The sequence below is a fragment of the Candidatus Williamhamiltonella endosymbiont of Tuberolachnus salignus genome (assembly GCF_964019775.1).
GTDB classification, from domain to species: domain Bacteria; phylum Pseudomonadota; class Gammaproteobacteria; order Enterobacterales; family Enterobacteriaceae; genus Hamiltonella; species Hamiltonella defendens.
The window spans coordinates 1,569,220-1,586,976 of sequence record NZ_OZ026471.1 but is presented as its reverse complement, the minus strand read 5'-3'; the positions used below and the strand labels follow the sequence as shown (position 1 = coordinate 1,586,976).

The following is a 17,757-nucleotide window of genomic DNA, read 5'->3' as shown; positions in this document are numbered from 1 at the left end:
AAACTCAAACGCGGATTCACTCACAAGGACACCTCACGTAACTGTTCAATAGAGCAGCCCACCCAAAAAGGGGGGATACCTGGTAAACCAAGCGGTAGACCGATTTGACCTGGGGAAAGGTGATGACTTAAAAGCAACGGCAAACGAAGTGTTTGACCGGCACAGATGAATTCCATTTCCTGATCGGCGTGTAAACCCAGTTCTCTGGCTTCTTCTCTATTAAGGACGAAGTAGGGATCAGGCATTCTTTTCTGAATGACTTCTGCACGCTGAGACAGTTCTTCACTCCCAAACAAGTGGTAATAAGGTGCCACCACCCAAGAGGTACTGTCCCTCTGAAAAATCTGGGGGATTGTGTCAAAATATGGCAATCTTCCATTAGAAGATTGAATCAAACGTACCCTTGGATCGCCAAAACGAAGGTGTCCACCGACTTCTGCCTGAAATTTATTCCAAGCTTGAGGAGAGTTCCAACCTGGTGCCCAGGCGAAGGGGATTTGTTGGCGATCGGCAAAAGGGCTGTTGTTCCCTTCCATAGAAAAAGCAAAGGGAGAATCCTGATCTTGGGGTTGACAAGGTTCATGCACGCTGATTTGTGCACGCTGAGCCGTGCGACCACTATAGCGATGAGGCGATCGGGCTAATTTTTGCCCATTGATACGAAAAGCCGCATTAGGGGCCGCTTCAGTAATGCCTTTGAATTGCGGTAATTCATCAACACAGTCTTGAATGATCTCATCTAGAGTACCGGCTGTTTTGACAGAATCTGCCTCTGTTTTATGAAGCGCCCTGAGCCAATGCCAGCTCGCAAAGATGGCAGAGTGGTTTTGATTGTCGTAGTAAGAGGGGTCATAGACTTGAAAAAATCGTTGAGCACGGCCTTCCTGATTCACCAGAGTTCCATCGCTTTCAGCAAAGCTGCCGGCTGAGAAAATCAAATCCGCTTTTTCCATGATACCTGTATTCTGGTGGTCTAATACCATGAGAGATTTGACTTGTTTTAAGGCCAGATTGACTTTATCCGCCTGTGCATGGCGATACAGATCATTTTCTAAAACAATGGCTGTATCAGCCGAACCGTTCGTGAGTTCCTGTAGCCCTTGATCAAGCGATTTACCCCCCATCATGGTCAGCCCCATGCTATTGGCCGAAGAGGGCACATAGACCAGACCCACTTGCGCATTTTTTGCTTTCAAGGCCATCGCTACATTTGCGGATGCCTGAATCAGTACTTCGCTTCCTGAGCTGCTACCACTGATGATCAATGGTTTTTTAGCTTCAAATAAGGCTTTTACAATGATGTCTACCTTTGACTTAAGAGAAGGTGATAAGTCATCAATTGCTGGAGCACAAGGATCCAAACCGTGTGCTATCGCAAATCCGAGGCGCGCTTGATCTGCAACGGGGGCACAATAATTCCAGGCCGCGATATCATCCATTTTGGTCTGGTCAATATTAGTGATAAAAAGCGGATTTTTGGCATTTTGCCCGATGTTAAAGACTGCCGCAATTTGCCAATCCGACACTTTTTGTGCTTTTGCCATCGCTCTGGCTTTGCCTTTGAGAGCTTGGCGTATCGATAAAGCAATGCGAGCCGCGGTTTGTGTGAGATCTTCTCCTAAAATCAAGACAGCGTCATAACTTTCTATTTCACGCAGAGAGGGAGTGTATATGCCCCCTTCTTTCAGAATTTTCAGCATCCATTCTACTTGTCTTTGTTCTGATTCAGCCATGCCGGTATAAAAATTTTCAGCACCTACCAATTGCCTTAAGGCAAAGTTGCTCTCCAAGCTGGCGCGAGCGGAACCAATACCGATGACTTTTTTAGAGGCTTTGATGATCCCCTGTGCCACTTGAATAGCCTGTTGCGCATTTAAAGTGATCCAGTCTTCTCCACGACGCTGTAAGGGTTGACGCAAACGATCTTTTCGATTGACGTAGCCATAGCCAAATCGCCCTCGATCACAAAGAAAATAATGATTTACACTGCCGTTATAGCGATTTTCAATACGACGTAACTCACCATAACGTTCGCCTGGGCTCGTATTGCAACCCACACTACATTGGTGACAGATGCTGGGCGCAAATTGCATATCCCATTTTCGGTTATAGCGTTCAGAGTGGGTTTGATCGGTAAATACCCCAGTAGGACAGACTTCGACGAGGTTACCCGAAAATTCGCTCTCCAAGGTGCCACTTTCTGGACGACCAAAATACAGGTTATCGTGCGCGCCATAAACACCGAAGTCTGTGCCATCCGCATAATCTTTGTAGTAACGCACACAGCGGTAGCAAGAGATGCAACGATTCATTTCATGCGCAATAAAGGGGCCGAGCTGCTGATTCTGGTGGGTACGTTTGTTGAAGCGATATCTTCGTGAGTTATGGCCGGTCATCACTGTCATATCCTGTAAATGACAGTGACCCCCTTCTTCACATACGGGGCAATCATGAGGATGGTTGAGCATCAACCATTCGACCACACTGGCTCGAAATTGTTTCGCTTCTTCGTCTGCTATGGAGATGAATGTGCCCTCAATGGCGGGCGTCATGCACGACATCACCAGGCGTCCTCGAGTATCTTCGGCATTTTGATACTGTTTGACCGCGCATTGTCGGCAAGCCCCAACACTTCCCAAGGCCGGATGCCAGCAAAAATAAGGAATATCAAGACCTAAAGAAAGACAAGCCTGTAATAGGTTATCGCTTCCGTTGACTTCATATTCTTTACCATCAACATGTATTGTTGCCATATACGCCTGCTGTAGTGATCAATAAAATTTTGAGCTTGTGGCGAGACTCTTCAGAAACGGGCCTAAAATGCCTGTTGGCTTGTGAAGGTTCACTGAGGGTGAACATGTATCCCCCTAAATTTGTGTAGATCATAGTAGGTGTAAAACGAAGTTTCTTTTATGTCATTCGCATTTAAAAAAAATGCGCTTTTTATTTCAAATTCGTTTAATTTTTGCCTCTTCATTATAACCTCTTCTGAAATTTAAAAAAATCAGGGAGGATATTTTCTTGCAAAATAATAAAGAGCAGGTCTACAAAAAACGGCTACCGAAAAAACTATTGTTTTTTATCGATTTTGAAGAGAGTTAATGCAAAATCTTTGCAATAAAATCCCTCGCTCGTTCTGTTTTTGCTTGATGAAAAAAATCCTCTTTTAAGGTGTCTTCTAAAATTTTTCCTTCATCCATAAAAATCATTCTGTCTGCGACTTTACGAGCAAAACCCATTTCGTGAGTCACTACGATCATGGTCATGCCTTCATTGGCGAGTTGCACCATCACATCCAAGACTTCACTGATGTTCTCTGGATCTAAAGAAGAAGTCGGTTCGTCAAATAACATCGCCAGAGGATCCATACAAAGCGCCCGAGTAATGGCTACTCTCTGTTTTTGCCCCCCTGAAAGCTGGGGCGGAAACTTATCTGCTTGTGCCAAGAGCCCCACTTTTCCTAACATGAATAAGGCTTTTTCAATGGCAGAAGATTTATCCCGTTTTAATACTTTGATTTGAGCCAGTGTTAAATTTTCTGTAATTGATAAATGAGGGAACAGCTCAAAATGCTGAAAAACCATGCCTATTTGTATTCGTAGTAACGCCAGATGTGTTTTTTTGTCTTGAACTGAAATACCATTGACTTGAATATCGCCTTTTTGGATGGCTTCCAATCCATTGATGGTTTTAATTAAAGTGGATTTTCCTGATCCAGAAGGACCACAAATAACAACCACTTCTCCTTTTTTCACTTCTATAGAGCACTTTTTCAGCACAGGAAAACTACCATACCATTTAGAAACATTGCGTAAAGAAATCATTTTTTATCCTTTCAATATGACAAAATGTACAGTAAAAATGAGCTGCCTCACCAGGTTTATTGAGGCGTCTTTAATAATAGGGTCAGTTGTTGAATCTCGTCTCGTAGTTGCCCAGCTTTTTCAAACTCCATATTCTGTGCATGATCGTGCATTTTTTGTTCTAATTCATCAATCTTTTTCTTAATTGCTTTTGGGGAGAGGGCAGTATAGCTAGCGCTGTTTTCTTCAAGTGTTTTAGTACCTTTTCTCGCTTTCCCTTTGGTATAGGATTGGCCCAGCTCTAAAATATCCCGAATCTTTTTCTCTAATTTTTTTGGAACAATACCCTTTTCTTTATTGTAAGACTCTTGTTTTTTACGCCGACGTTCAGTTTCATCTATGGCTTTTTTCATTGAAACCGTGATTTTGTCACCATATAAAATGGCTTTGCCATTTAAATTCCGTGCAGCGCGGCCAATAGTTTGAATTAAAGAGCGCTCAGATCGCAAAAAACCTTCTTTATCTGCATCTAATATGGCCACCAAAGACACCTCAGGCATATCCAAACCTTCTCGCAACAGGTTAATGCCCACCAAAACATCAAATTCTCCTAGTCGTAAATCACGAATGATCTCAACACGCTCTACAGTATCGATATCTGAGTGTAAATAACGGACACGTTCCCCCTGTTCTGCTAAATATTCTGTTAAATCTTCTGCCATGCGTTTTGTTAATGTGGTCACCAGCACGCGCTCATCAATCACCACCCGCTGTCGAATTTCAGATAAAAGATCATCTACCTGGGTAGCCACGGGCCTGACTTCAATAATAGGATCCAGTAAGCCTGTTGGACGAACCACCTGTTCTATCAGCTCTCCCGCTGATTTTCCGAGTTCATAGGGGCCCGGAGTTGCCGAAATATAGATGGTTTGAGGTGCAAGCGATTCAAATTCCTCAAAACGCATGGGCCGATTATCTAAAGCAGAAGGCAAACGAAAGCCATATTCTACTAAGGTTTGTTTACGAGAACGGTCACCTTTATACATACCACCGATTTGCGGAATGGTCACATGTGATTCATCAATTACCAATAGACCTTCTGAAGGAAGATAATCAAATAGGGTTGGAGGTGGTTCTCCGGCAGCACGACCCGAGAGATAACGTGAGTAATTTTCAATCCCAGAGCAGTAACCCAGCTCGTTCATCATTTCCAGATCAAATTGAGTACGCTGGGTTAGGCGCTGTTCTTCAACCAACTTGTTGTTCGCCAACAACTGTTCACGTCTTTGCGCCAGCTCAATTTTGATCTCTTCCATAGATTGTAAAATACGCGCCCTGGGCGTGACATAATGGGTTTTTGGGTAAACGGTGAAACGGGGAACCGTCTTCTGTATGTGCCCCGTTAAAGGAGCAAACAATGATAGGCGTTCTACTTCATCATCAAATAATTCGATCCTCACCGCAAAATCGCTTGATTCTGCTGGAAAAATATCAATATTCTCGCCTCTGACGCGAAAAGTCCCTCTCTGAAAAACCTGATCATTACGACTGTATTGTAATTCTGACAAACGCGCCAGGATGGCTCTTTGATCTATGATCATACCTTTTGTTAAATGAAGCATCATTTTCAGATACAGATCAGGATCACCCAAGCCGTAGATAGCAGAAACCGAAGCCACCACGATGACATCCTGACGTTCCAGAAGCGCTTTCGTGGCAGAAAGCCTCATTTGCTCAATATGTTCATTAACGGCGGCGTCTTTTTCGATAAAGGTGTCTGAACTGGGTACATAGGCTTCAGGTTGATAATAATCATAATAAGAAACGAAATATTCCACGGCATTTTCTGGAAAAAAATCTTTCATTTCACCATATAGCTGAGCAGCCAATGTTTTATTAGGTGCCAGGATCATCGTGGGCCGATTAAGATCGGCGATAACATTCGCGACCGTAAAAGTTTTTCCTGAACCTGTAACCCCCAATAACGTCTGATGCATTAAACCATTTTTTAATCCCTCTTTCAGTTGATGAATGGCTTCAGGTTGATCTCCAGAAGGTTTAAAATTTGAGTGTAATTTGAATGCTTTACGCATTTTATTGGCTTCCATGAAAAATGATTTAAAAAATCAATTTTAACTTAAATTTGATTTTTGTTTTCAGTCTCTCTTCAGACTTGAGATTGACTCTAAGATTATGGAGTAATTGCCAACTTATCTACCATCTGTTATTTATAGCGCCGCTCATTTTTCTGTATAAAGTTTAGGTGTTTTTTATAAATAGTAGGAGGATTACATGCAAGAACAGCAAAAACGTAAAACTTCGTCCTTGAGTCTTCTTAATATTGCTGGTGTGAAACCTTATAAAGAGAAACCCGGCGAAGAGTATATGAATAAAATACAACTCCAGCATTTCAAAACAATTCTGAATGCCTGGTACCATCAACTGAAAGATGAAGTCGGTCGTACTGTCTCTCATATGCAGGATGAGGCGGCCAATTTTCCTGATTTGGTTGATAGAGCGGCTCAAGAAGAAGGCTTTAGTCTTGAGTTACGTAATCGGGATAGAGAAAGAAAATTGCTCAAAAAAATCGAAAAAGTGCTCAGAAAAGTGGAGAAAAACGATTTTGGTTTCTGTGATTTATGTGGCGTAGAGATTGGAATCCGTCGCTTAGAAGCACGCCCTACCGCCGATATGTGTATTGATTGTAAAACCTTGGCTGAAATTCGTGAAAAACAGGGGATGGGCTAAAATAAGGCTCATTCTTTCTTTTCAATCATGAGTTAAAAAAGCGTAAAATTTATTATCCATTTCTGAGGTGTCCTATTTTTAGTCGAGTCACTCATTTTTTTAATCAAATTTTTATTCGAAAGAATAAAAATAAAGGGTTTGATCAGGGGAAGAATTCAACAGGTTTCTCGAAGATCGTCACAAAAGAAGTTCAGAAAAAAAATGGGATGACCATTATACCTCGCAAAAAACATCCTATTTCTCGAAAAAATATCAGTGAAAATGCGCTGAAAGTACTCTATCGTTTAAATAAGGCGGGTTATGAGGCCTATTTGGTTGGAGGGGGAGTGCGTGATCTGTTATTGGGTAAAAAACCCAAGGATTTTGATATTACCACTAATGCCACGCCAGATCAGGTGCGTGAATTATTTCGAAATTGTCGATTAATTGGTCGGCGTTTCCGTTTGGCGCATATTATGTTCGGCACAGATACCATTGAGGTGGCCACTTTTCGAGGCCATCATGGGCTAAAATCTGCAAACCAAAACAGTCATTCTTCTCAACGCGCACAAAATGGCATGTTACTTCGGGATAATATCTTTGGCTCTATTGAAGAAGACGCCCATCGTCGTGATTTTACTGTTAACAGTTTGTACTATGGGATAGCCGATTTTACATTACGTGATTACACAGGTGGCCTGAAAGATATCAAACAGGGGCTCATTCGTTTAATTGGTGATCCTGAAATACGTTATCCAGAAGATCCAGTGCGAATGCTAAGAGCCGTGCGCTTTTCAGCCAAGTTAGATATGGCTATCAGTCCTGAAACAGGAAAACCGATACCCCGCTTCGCTTTCCTATTAAAGGAAGTCCCCGGTGCACGATTATTTGAAGAATCATTGAAATTATTACAGTCCGGTCATGGATACAAAACTTATCTTAAGCTTTGTGAATATCAACTTTTTCCATTGTTATTTCCATTGATTGCTCGAAATCTGGCTCAAAAAAGCGATTCCTTTATGGAAAAGATCATCATTCAGGCGCTCAAAAATACCGATGAACGCTTGAAAAATAAATTAGGGATTCATCCCGCTTTTTTGTTCTCGGCCATGTTTTGGTATCCCTTCGTTGAAAGAACTCAAAATATAAAAAAAGAACACGGCAAATTGACCTATATTGAAACTTTTTCGATGGCGGCGGATGATATTTTGAATGAAATTTGTCGTTCTTTTGCGATTCCTAAACGTTTTACTATGGTGATGAAGGATATTTGGTTATTTCAAATTCGTTTCTCTCATTCTCAAAAACCCCGCGCATTCCAATTGACGGAACATCCTAAATTTCGCATTGCATATGATTTATTAGTTTTAAGAGCAGAAGTAGAAAATCAGCATAATCTTAAAAAAATTGCTCAGTGGTGGGCTGAGTTTCAAGCAGGTACAGTATTGCAAAAAAAATTGATGATAGATGCTCTCCAACAAGACTCAAGTCGTCGGAGCTCTCGTTCCAAAAGAACGCCTGATATTAAAACATTGAACACTGAGTAGAAGGTAAAAAATATGTCAAACACCCGGGTTTACATTGGTTTGGGGAGTAATTTATCAGAACCTGAAAAACAGATAAAAAGTGCAATAACCGCTTTAACTCGTTTATCTGATAGGCCTGATACGGTTAAAATTTCGTCGTTTTATCAAACAAAACCACTCGGTTCACAGGATCAGCCAAATTACTTAAACGCAGTGGTTTCACTCGATACCTCACTTTCTCCTGAGACACTTTTAGATCATACACAATTGATTGAACTGAACCATGGACGAATCAGAGAAAAAGATCGGTGGGGACCAAGAACAATGGATTTAGATATTTTATTGTATGGGGATCAAATCATCAGTACTCCGCGTTTGAGGGTTCCTCACTATGGGATAAAAGATCGTGTATTTGTACTTTATCCATTATCAGATATTGCTCCTGATCTGATCTTTCCTGATGGTGAATCTTTAGCTCAATGTTTAGCTAAATTGAGGCAAGAGGATTTATTGGATATTTGTGAATTGTCCTCGGGGCTGCCGTAAAACCTAATGTTTTGGGCAATACAGCCGGGGGCCACGCTTTTTCTCTCTTCATCAAAGGCTGATTTACATTTTTCCTGCATGTAAATGGTATTTCTATATATAATCTATTTTAAGAATAAATCATCTTTAATGATTACTTAATCAGATCTGTCATCAGAGCAAAATCTTAATAAAAGTAAATTTAATACAATTTGACTTTTATTTAATGTTGTTCATTCGTATATATCCATCAGAAATTTGAGGTTTTTATGAATAAAAATAGAGAAATTTTAACTCTGGCAACGGTTTTTATGCTCTCAGTGAGTTTGCTGATGACAGGATGTGATAATAACAAACATCCTCCTAAACATACTCATCCACAAATGCCTGAAGTGGGTGTGATTATTTTGAAAGCGCAATCTCTTAATATGACTAGTGAGCTCCCTGGTCGTACATCTGCATTTCGGATTGTGGAAGTTCGGCCACAGGTTAACGGGATAATATTAAAACGACATTATGTAGAAGGCAGTGATGTCACTGAGGGTGCCCCATTATATGAAATCAATGCAGCCACTTATAAAGCAGCCTATGACAGTGCTCAGGGTGATTTAGCAAAAGCGCAAGCAAATGCCAAAATCGCCAGGCTCACCTTAAAACGCTATAAAAGTTTACATGGCAAGCATTACATTAGCCAACAAGATTACGATCAAGCATTACTCTCTTCGATGCGCGCCGATGCAGAGATTCTTAGCGCAAAAGCTGCCCTGGAAAAAGCAACCATTCATCTTTCATATACTAAAATTATCGCCCCTATGAGCGGTCGTAGTGGGAAGTCATCTGTGACGGAAGGTGCATTAGTAACAGACGCTCAAATCAATCCTTTAACTACCATTCAGCAGATTGATCCTATGTATGTCAATTTAACACAATCGAGCGGGGATTTTTTACGTTTACAACAGGAACTCGCGAGTGGCCAATTAAAACATGAAAACGGAAAAACAAAGGTAAAGTTATTATTAGAAAGTGGCATTGAATATCCTGAAATAGGCACTTTAGAATTTTCAGATATTACAGTTAATCAAACGACGGGATCTATTACAATCCGAGCTGTTTTTCCTAATCCTCATAAATTGTTATTGCCTGGGATGTTTGTTCGTGCTCGTTTAGACGAAGGTGTAAAAAGTGACGCTTTGTTGGTACCACAGCAGGGAGTGACTCGTGATCCAGAGGGTCAAGCAACCGCCATGGTGGTGGATAAAAACGATAAAGTAGAGCTACGTAAGCTCAAAACAGCTCAAGCGATCGGTCATCAATGGCTTGTGACTTCTGGTTTACAGCCAGGCGATCGCGTTATTGTCACCGGCTTACAAAAAATTGCCCAAGGGATGCAAGTCAAAGTGCAAGAAGAATCTTGATGTTTGCTCTGCTTACAGTTTGTCTCACTAAAAACCTTAAAAGGTTTAACGGAGCCGTTATTCATGGCTAATTTTTTTATAGAGCGCCCTATTTTTGCTTGGGTTATCGCCCTCATCGTGATGTTTCTGGGTGCATTAGCGATCACAAAATTGCCCGTAGCTCAGTACCCTGCGGTGGCTCCTCCTACTATTTTAATCGTGGCGAATTACCCTGGAGCAGATGCCACAACGGTACAAAATACGGTGACTCAGGTTATTGAACAAAATATGAATAGTATCGATAACCTGCTTTATATGTCTTCTAACAGTGATTCTTCTGGAAATGCCAACATTACTCTGACTTTTAACCTGGGAACGGATCCTGATATTGCTCAGGTACAGGTTCAGAATAAATTACAAAGAGTGATGCCAGCTTTACCGAAAGAGGTTCAAAAACAAGGTGTTATAGTAGAAAAATCCACAGGAAATTTTTTAATGTTTCTTGCTTTTATCTCAGAAAATGGATCGATGAAACAAGAAGAAATAGCAGACTATGTGGCTTCTCATTTAAAAGATCCGCTCAGTCGAATAAACGGTGTCGGTGACGTGCAACTTTTTGGCGCACAGCACGCGATGCGTATCTGGTTGGATCCCTATAAATTAAATGATTTTAAGCTCACTCCGCTTGATGTGATGAACGCCATTCAAGCAGAAAATAACCAGGTTGCGGCAGGAGAGTTAGGTTCAGCACCTACTATTGCTGGGCAACAACTCAATGCTTCGATTGTTGCTCAAACCCGTTTGACTTCTGCAAAAGAATTTTCTCAGATTTTACTTAAAGCCAATCCTGACGGTTCTCAAGTACGCTTAAAAGATGTCGCGAACGTTGAACTTGGTGCAGAAGGTTATAAACTTAACACTCTTTACAATGGAAAGCCGGCTACTGGTGTGGGCATCAAACTTGCTACGGGCGCAAACGCTCTAGAAGCCTCTAATGCACTAAAAGAAGAGTTGATCAAACTTGAGCCTCCGTTTCCTGCTGGTTTTAAAGTCGTCCATCCGTATGATACGACCCCCTTTATTAAAATATCGATTCAAGAAGTGATTAAGACTTTGTTAGAGGCGATTGTCCTGGTTTTCCTGGTGATGTATCTCTTTCTTCAAAATTTCAGAGCGACATTGATACCGACGATTGCTGTTCCGGTTGTGTTACTGGGCACATTTGGCGTTCTTTCAGTATTGGGTTATTCCATCAATACGTTAACGATGTTCGGAATGGTGCTCGCCATCGGTCTATTGGTGGACGATGCCATAGTTGTCGTTGAAAATGTGGAACGGGTGATGCACGAAGACGGGCTTTCACCTAAAGAAGCCTCTAAGAAATCGATGCAACAAATTCAGGGGGCCTTAGTAGGAATAGCGTTAGTTTTGTCTTCGGTATTTATTCCAATGGCTTTTTTAGGAGGTTCGACTGGGGAAATTTATCGTCAGTTTTCTGTCACCATTGTTTCCGCCATGGTGTTATCGGTTTTGGTGGCTTTGATCCTCACCCCTGCATTATGTGCCACTATTCTTAAGCCTATTGATAAAGATAAAAAAAATAAAGTCAGCGCATTCTTGGGCTGGTTTAATCATATTTTTGAAAAAAGCAGCCATCATTATACTTATAGTGTGAAGCATATTTTAAAAGGGACAGGGCGTTACTTGATAATATATCTGTTTATTGTGATTGGTATGTGTGTTTTGTTTCTGCGTTTACCGACCTCCTTTTTACCAGAGGAAGATCAGGGTGTTTTTGTGACGATGGTTCAGCTCCCTGTCGGCGCCAGTCAAGAAAGAACAGATAAAGTGCTCTCACAAGTCACTGATTATTTTTTAACTCAAGAAAAAGATGTGATTAAGTCTGTCTTGACTTTGAGTGGTTTTGGTTTTAATGGACAGGGTCAAAATATGGGCCTTGTATTTATTAGTTTAAACGATTGGAGTCAACGTACTGAGAAAAAAGATACCGTCTCGGCTGTTGTAGCGCGTGCATCTAGAGCTTTTTCACAAATCAAGGATGGGCTGGTGTTCGCTTTTAATTTGCCCCCAATAACTGAATTGGGTGTTGCGACTGGTTTTGACTTTGAATTACTTGACCAAAGAAATTTAGGCCACCAAAAGTTAACCCAAGCGCGTAATCAATTATTGGCGATGGCAGCTCAACATCGAGATGTATTAGTTAATATGCGCCCCAGTGGAATGGAAGACAGCCCGCAGTTTAAAATTGAAGTGGATAAAGAAAAGGCACGAGTCCTTGGACTTTCTCTTTCTGATATTAATACGACACTAGGTTCTGCATTCGCTGGAATCTATGTAAACGATTTTATTGATGCGGGGCGAGTCAAAAAAGTGTTTGTTCAAGGCGCCGCTCCTTTTCGAATGTTGCCAGAGGATATTAACCATTGGTATGTTCGTAATAAACAAGGTCAAATGGTGCCATTTTCTTCTTTTTCTACCACTCAATGGAAATATAATTCACCCCGTTTAGAACGTTATAATGGCTTTCCATCAATGAAAATTCAAGGTCAAGCGGCGCCTGGTAAAAGCACAGGGGAAGCCATGGCATTGATGCAAGAGCTCGCAAAAAAACTTCCGAATGGTATTGGTTATGATTGGACAGGCGTCTCTTTTCAGGAGCGTATGTCTGCTAATCAATCTCTGTTTTTATATGCCATTTCCCTGATCTTTGTCTTTTTATGCCTGGCCGCGCTCTATGAGAGTTGGTCAATTCCTTTTTCAGTGATAATGGTTGTACCTGTTGGGGTCCTGGGGGCACTATTAGCCGCTTATTTAGGTGGTTTGGACAACGATGTTTATTTTCAGGTCAGCTTGTTAACCACTATTGGTTTATCGGCTAAAAATGCGATTTTAATTATTGAGTTTTCAAAAAATTTAATTCAAAAAGAAGGGAAAGGTCTGATAGAAGCCACGTTATCTGCTGTTCGAATGCGTTTACGTCCGATTTTGATGACCTCTTTAGCATTCATGTTGGGTGTTTTACCTCTGGCGATGAGCCATGGGGCGGGCTCAGGAGCACAACATGCCCTTGGTGTTGGGGTGATTGGCGGTATGATAGCCTCTACCGTTTTAGCCATTTATTTTGTTCCGGTGTTTTTTGTGGTTTTTTTGCGTCGATTTGGTCAAAAAACGCACCTTGGTATTCAACATTCAGATAAAAACTGATTTTTATAATTGATGTCCGAAAAAAGGCCATTCTTAATAAATGCTTAATAAGCTAGCTTAGCTTTTTTTATAAAAAACCAAGGTGAATTAATTTTTATAAATTTTTACGTTGGATCTTTTCAAAGTAAAGATATAGAGCATCTATCTCACTGATAAATTTTTGAAAAGAATATCCCCTGATTTTACTTGACAAGCATTAAATATTAATGAAAACTCTCGCTTTTGCATTAAACTCTATATAAATAATATGATTTTTTGTATCTCAAGATATGAAAAATGCCTTGTCAGAAATCACTTACATCAAAGACATTCTTTCAAAATAAAAAACTCTTTAATTAATGAAATATTTTATTCTGTTTAGCATTTATAGAATTTATATTGTCAATTTTTATGATATTTTTTTTGAAATTAATCCATCTATTTTCTAAAAAAATAGAATAATAATAAAGAACAACCCTAAATTTAAATATTGAGAAAAAATAAACTATGACAACAAAACCTATTATGACGAAAAAAAAGTATCTGATGCGTTTAAGAAAATGTACAACCCTTCAGACTTTAGAGCGTGTCATCGAAAAGAATAAGTATGAACTTCCTGATGATGAACTTGAATTATTTTATTCTGCGGCTGATCATCGTTTAGCTGAACTGACCATGAATAAACTCTACGATAAAATCCCTCCATCAGTGTGGCAACATGTTAAATAATTTATTTAACATTTAGTGCGACGCCATGTTAATTTTTGGCTTGATAAAAAATGAGTTCATTTTCTAATATTATAAATATATAAGTCACTTTATCTATTAATTGATTAAAAAATTTAAAATAATTTATTACAAATAATAACTTATTTTAAATATGGTGTTTTTTTATTCAAAATTTAGAATAACACCAAAAAATTCTTTTAAGGAATTTAAATAGCTTTCATAAAAAAATGAAAGTGATGATTGAGAAATTGACATTTAGCTGTAGAAAATAAAATTGAGGTGGCAACTCTGCTGGCTGCATCCAAATACATACAAAGCCTGCTACGGCTGCTTCCTTCCGGATCTGACCGAATTCACAAGTGAGTATTACCAGGTGACCAACAGAGCTACCATTGAAGATGATTTAGAGTTTCTGAGCGGCCGCATTATCAAACATATATCTTCAAATAGCAACCAGGATTACTATAAAAAGGGCTTGAAATGCTTACTTTAAATGTATCAACATTCAATATTATCCGATGGGAGCTTGATCATAAAGCACAACCCTCCACCCGAGGTCAGTTTTGTAAGAGATCTGTTGATTTTTCTCATTTTTGGACTTAAGACTATGATCATCAGTTTAATTGCCGCCATGGCTCAGAATCGTGTGATTGGCTTGAATAATAAGATGCCATGGCATCTCCCTCTTGATTTTGCGTGGTTTAAAAAAAATACTCTTCACAAACCTGTTATTATGGGGCGTAAAACTTTCGACTCTCTAGGGCGAGCTTTGCCTGGGCGGATGAATATTGTGATGACCCGCCAAGGGATTGCCTCTCCAGGAGTGATAGGGGTTTCTTCGATGGAAAAAGCATTAAAAGCGGCTCAGGATGCCCCTGAAGTCATGGTGATTGGAGGCGCTGAAATTTATCGTCAATTTTTACCTCAAGCGAATCGTCTTTACCTCACTGAGGTTTTAAAAAATATCGAAGGTGATACTTATTTTCCTGAATATGAACAACAACAGTGGGAAATGGTATTTCAAGAATCTCATTCTCCCGATAATAGTCATCTTTATTCTTTTTCCTTTCAAATTTTTCACAGAGTAGGATGAGGATGTCAGCCTTTTTGATCGGATTCATATCAAAATATTAATGTGGCTGAAGTATTTGTTTTAAGCTAAATCGGTTAATATGCAGCGCAAAAAACCAGATCATATTTTTCTCTCCTTCATTTTTAAAAATGGCATTCCCTGTTAATTTTAAATTCACTTAAAGCAGGAGAAATATTCCTATGGACAGTATCAATAAATGTGAATCTCATACCCCAATGATGCAGCAATACCTACGGCTTAAATCTGAACATCCAGAGGTATTTTTGTTTTATCGAATGGGCGATTTTTATGAATTGTTTTATGACGATGCCAAACGCGCTTCCAGATTACTGGATATTTCATTGACTCAACGCGGGCAATCTGCAGGCACACCTATTCCCATGGCAGGCGTGCCCTATCATGTCATCGATAATTATTTAGCAAAACTTGTTCAATTAGGTGAATCTGCGGCTATTTGTGAACAGGTAGGAGATCCTTCAACGAGCAAAGGGCCTGTTGAACGCAAGGTCGTTCGTATCGTGACGCCTGGCACCATCAGTGATGAAGCATTATTGCAGGAGAAACAAGATAATTTACTGGCCGCTGTCTGGCAAGACAAACAAGGTTTGGGTTATGCCACCTTAGATATCAGTTCAGGGCGCTTTCGAGCAATGGAACCAAAAGACCTCGAAGCCTTAAAAACCGAATTACAACGTACTCATCCCTCTGAATTACTCTATCCCGAAACCTTTGAGCTCATTGATTTGATTGAATCCCGTCAAGGTTTGCGTCGCCGCCCTTTATGGGAATTTGAGCTCGAAACGGCCCGTCAACAGCTCAATCTACAATTTGGTACACAAGATTTAACGGGCTTTGGTGTAGAACAGGCACATTTGGCTTTAAGAGCAGCAGGCTGCTTACTGCAATATGTCAAAGATACACAACGTACTTCGTTACCTCACATCAGAGAACTGATCCTGCAACACGAGGAAGACAATGTCACCATAGATGCTGCCAGCAGGCGTAATTTAGAATTAACTGAAAATTTATCAGGGGGTACAGAAAATACGCTGGCCAGTATTTTGGATTGTACGGTGACGTCTATGGGGAGTCGAATGTTAAAGCGTTGGCTTCATATGCCCATAACAGATATGAGCACACTGCATCATCGACAAGAAGCCATCAGGGTATTACAGCATGTGGCTTCTGATTTAAAACCGCTTTTACGTAAAGTCGGTGATTTAGAACGTATTCTTGCCCGGCTCGCATTGCGTACCGCACGGCCAAGAGATTTAGCCAGAATGCGCTTGGCTTTTGAGCAGTTACCTGAAATTCATGACGTATTAAATACGTGTAAATCTCAACATTTAAAAAAATTGTTATCTGAAATAGGTCAATTTGATGCATTACTTGATTTACTGCGGCGAGCGATAGTAGACGTTCCCCCTGTATTAATACGGGATGGAGGCGTTATTGCCACAGGATATAACGAAGAATTAGATAAATGGCGGGCACTATCTGATGGCGCTCATGATTATTTAAATGAACTCGAAATACGTGAGCGTCATGAGTTAAAACTAGATACCCTAAAAGTAGGATTTAACGCCATACATGGCTACTATATTCAGGTGAGTCGTGCCCAAAGTCATTTGATTCCCGCTCATTATGCTCGGCGTCAAACACTGAAAAACGTCGAACGCTACATCATTCCTGAATTAAAAGAATATGAAGATAAGGTGCTCACCTCCAAAGGAAAGGCATTAAGCATAGAAAAAGATCTCTATGAAGAAATTTTTGATTTGTTGCTACCTCATATTGCCTCATTACAAACGAGTTCTACCGCGCTGGCTGAATTAGATGTGCTTTCTAATCTGGCTGAAAGAGCAGATACACTCAACTATGTTTGCCCTGTTTTGACTGAAAAATCCGTGATTGAAATTACGGGTGGGCGCCATCCAGTGGTAGAGCAGGTTTCAAAACAACCTTTTATTGCCAACCCCATTTCTTTGTCTCCTGAGCGCCGGATGTTGATCATCACTGGTCCTAACATGGGTGGGAAAAGTACTTATATGCGCCAAACGGCACTGATTGTATTGTTGGCACACATCGGAAGTTTTGTACCCGCTGACAAAGCCATCATTGGATCCGTTGATCGTATTTTTACTCGTATTGGCGCGGCAGATGATCTGGCTTCAGGCCGTTCTACCTTTATGGTTGAAATGACCGAAACCGCGAATATTTTACATAATGCCACGGAGAAAAGTTTGGTCTTGATGGATGAAATCGGGCGGGGGACTTCCACCTATGATGGCCTTTCTCTGGCTTGGGCTTGTGCCGAAAATTTGTCTATCCACATTAAATCCATGACGCTTTTTGCCACTCATTATTTTGAATTAACAAGCTTACCAGAAAAAATCAACGGCATAGTGAACGTTCATCTTCAAGCTTTGGAGCAAGGAGATGAGATTGCGTTTATGCATTCTGTTCATGAAGGTGCTGCAAGCAAAAGTTATGGTTTAGCCGTCGCTGCTTTAGCGGGCGTGCCAAAGAAAGTCATCGATAGGGCTCGTCAAAGATTAGAGGAGCTGGAATTTACTTTAGAAGAGAACGGGCATACGAAACCATCCCTCCCTGCTTCAAAGCCTGTTTTTGAAAAAGCGTCTACGGATCATCCTGTTATTCGTAAATTAAAAACCTTAAAGCCAGATACGATGACACCGTATGATGCATTACAGTGGATATATTATTTACAAAAGATGTTTTAAATCGACATATTG

The 17,757-nt window shown here is 40.4% G+C and carries 11 protein-coding genes and 1 other RNA gene; 8 read left to right on the top strand and 4 right to left on the bottom strand.

Annotation, left to right across the window (positions count from 1 at the left end; all coding sequences use genetic code 11):
* Window positions 1-20: 20 nt before the first annotated feature.
* The 3 genes from nuoG to uvrB all read right to left on the bottom strand — a co-directional run bounded on the left by nuoG (window position 21) and on the right by uvrB (window position 5,896).
* Window positions 21-2,753 (bottom strand): NADH-quinone oxidoreductase subunit NuoG, encoded by a 2,733-nt coding sequence (gene nuoG / locus AACL23_RS07930; RefSeq protein ID WP_339051079.1) that lies wholly within the window; start codon window positions 2,751-2,753, stop codon window positions 21-23.
* A 345-nt stretch (window positions 2,754-3,098) separates the two neighbouring features.
* Window positions 3,099-3,824 (bottom strand): amino acid ABC transporter ATP-binding protein, encoded by a 726-nt coding sequence (locus AACL23_RS07925; protein ID WP_339051077.1) that lies wholly within the window; start codon window positions 3,822-3,824, stop codon window positions 3,099-3,101.
* Between the two features lie 56 nt (window positions 3,825-3,880).
* The gene (gene uvrB / locus AACL23_RS07920) at window positions 3,881-5,896 is read right to left on the bottom strand and encodes an excinuclease ABC subunit UvrB (protein WP_339051075.1); all 2,016 of its coding nucleotides are present in this window, start codon (window positions 5,894-5,896) and stop codon (window positions 3,881-3,883) included.
* A 199-nt stretch (window positions 5,897-6,095) separates the two neighbouring features.
* Between uvrB and dksA the strand changes: the two genes are divergently transcribed.
* The 6 genes from dksA to AACL23_RS07890 all read left to right on the top strand — a co-directional run bounded on the left by dksA (window position 6,096) and on the right by AACL23_RS07890 (window position 13,908).
* Entirely contained in the window at window positions 6,096-6,551 is a 456-nt protein-coding gene (gene dksA, locus AACL23_RS07915) for an RNA polymerase-binding protein DksA (protein WP_015873999.1), read from the top strand.
* A gap of 74 nt (window positions 6,552-6,625) precedes the next feature.
* The gene (gene pcnB, locus AACL23_RS07910; RefSeq protein ID WP_422389650.1) at window positions 6,626-8,077 is read left to right on the top strand and encodes a polynucleotide adenylyltransferase PcnB; all 1,452 of its coding nucleotides are present in this window, start codon (window positions 6,626-6,628) and stop codon (window positions 8,075-8,077) included.
* Between the two features lie 12 nt (window positions 8,078-8,089).
* Window positions 8,090-8,602, top strand: coding sequence for a 2-amino-4-hydroxy-6-hydroxymethyldihydropteridine diphosphokinase (gene folK / locus AACL23_RS07905; protein WP_015874001.1), 513 nt, complete (start codon window positions 8,090-8,092; stop codon window positions 8,600-8,602).
* Window positions 8,603-8,850: 248 nt separating this feature from the next.
* On the top strand, window positions 8,851-9,996 hold the full coding sequence (locus tag AACL23_RS07900) for an efflux RND transporter periplasmic adaptor subunit (protein WP_100096581.1): 1,146 nt from the start codon (window positions 8,851-8,853) through the stop codon (window positions 9,994-9,996).
* Between the two features lie 63 nt (window positions 9,997-10,059).
* Window positions 10,060-13,200 carry an efflux RND transporter permease subunit gene (locus AACL23_RS07895; protein WP_339051069.1) on the top strand — a complete coding sequence of 1,047 codons (3,141 nt, stop codon included), beginning with the start codon at window positions 10,060-10,062 and terminating at the stop codon, window positions 13,198-13,200.
* Window positions 13,201-13,704: 504 nt separating this feature from the next.
* On the top strand, window positions 13,705-13,908 hold the full coding sequence (locus AACL23_RS07890; protein ID WP_029588993.1) for an HHA domain-containing protein: 204 nt from the start codon (window positions 13,705-13,707) through the stop codon (window positions 13,906-13,908).
* Between the two features lie 286 nt (window positions 13,909-14,194).
* On the opposite strand, the gene ffs is transcribed toward AACL23_RS07890, so the two are convergent.
* Window positions 14,195-14,291, bottom strand: an RNA gene (ffs, locus tag AACL23_RS07885) — signal recognition particle sRNA small type.
* A 224-nt stretch (window positions 14,292-14,515) separates the two neighbouring features.
* On the opposite strand from ffs, the gene folA reads away from it, so the two are divergent.
* Both folA and mutS read left to right on the top strand, forming a co-directional pair.
* Window positions 14,516-15,001 carry a type 3 dihydrofolate reductase gene (folA, locus tag AACL23_RS07880; protein WP_100097123.1) on the top strand — a complete coding sequence of 162 codons (486 nt, stop codon included), beginning with the start codon at window positions 14,516-14,518 and terminating at the stop codon, window positions 14,999-15,001.
* Between the two features lie 179 nt (window positions 15,002-15,180).
* A complete protein-coding gene (gene mutS / locus AACL23_RS07875; protein WP_339051067.1) occupies window positions 15,181-17,745 on the top strand; it encodes a DNA mismatch repair protein MutS in 2,565 nt (854 codons plus the stop codon).
* The last annotated feature ends 12 nt before the right edge of the window (window positions 17,746-17,757 follow it).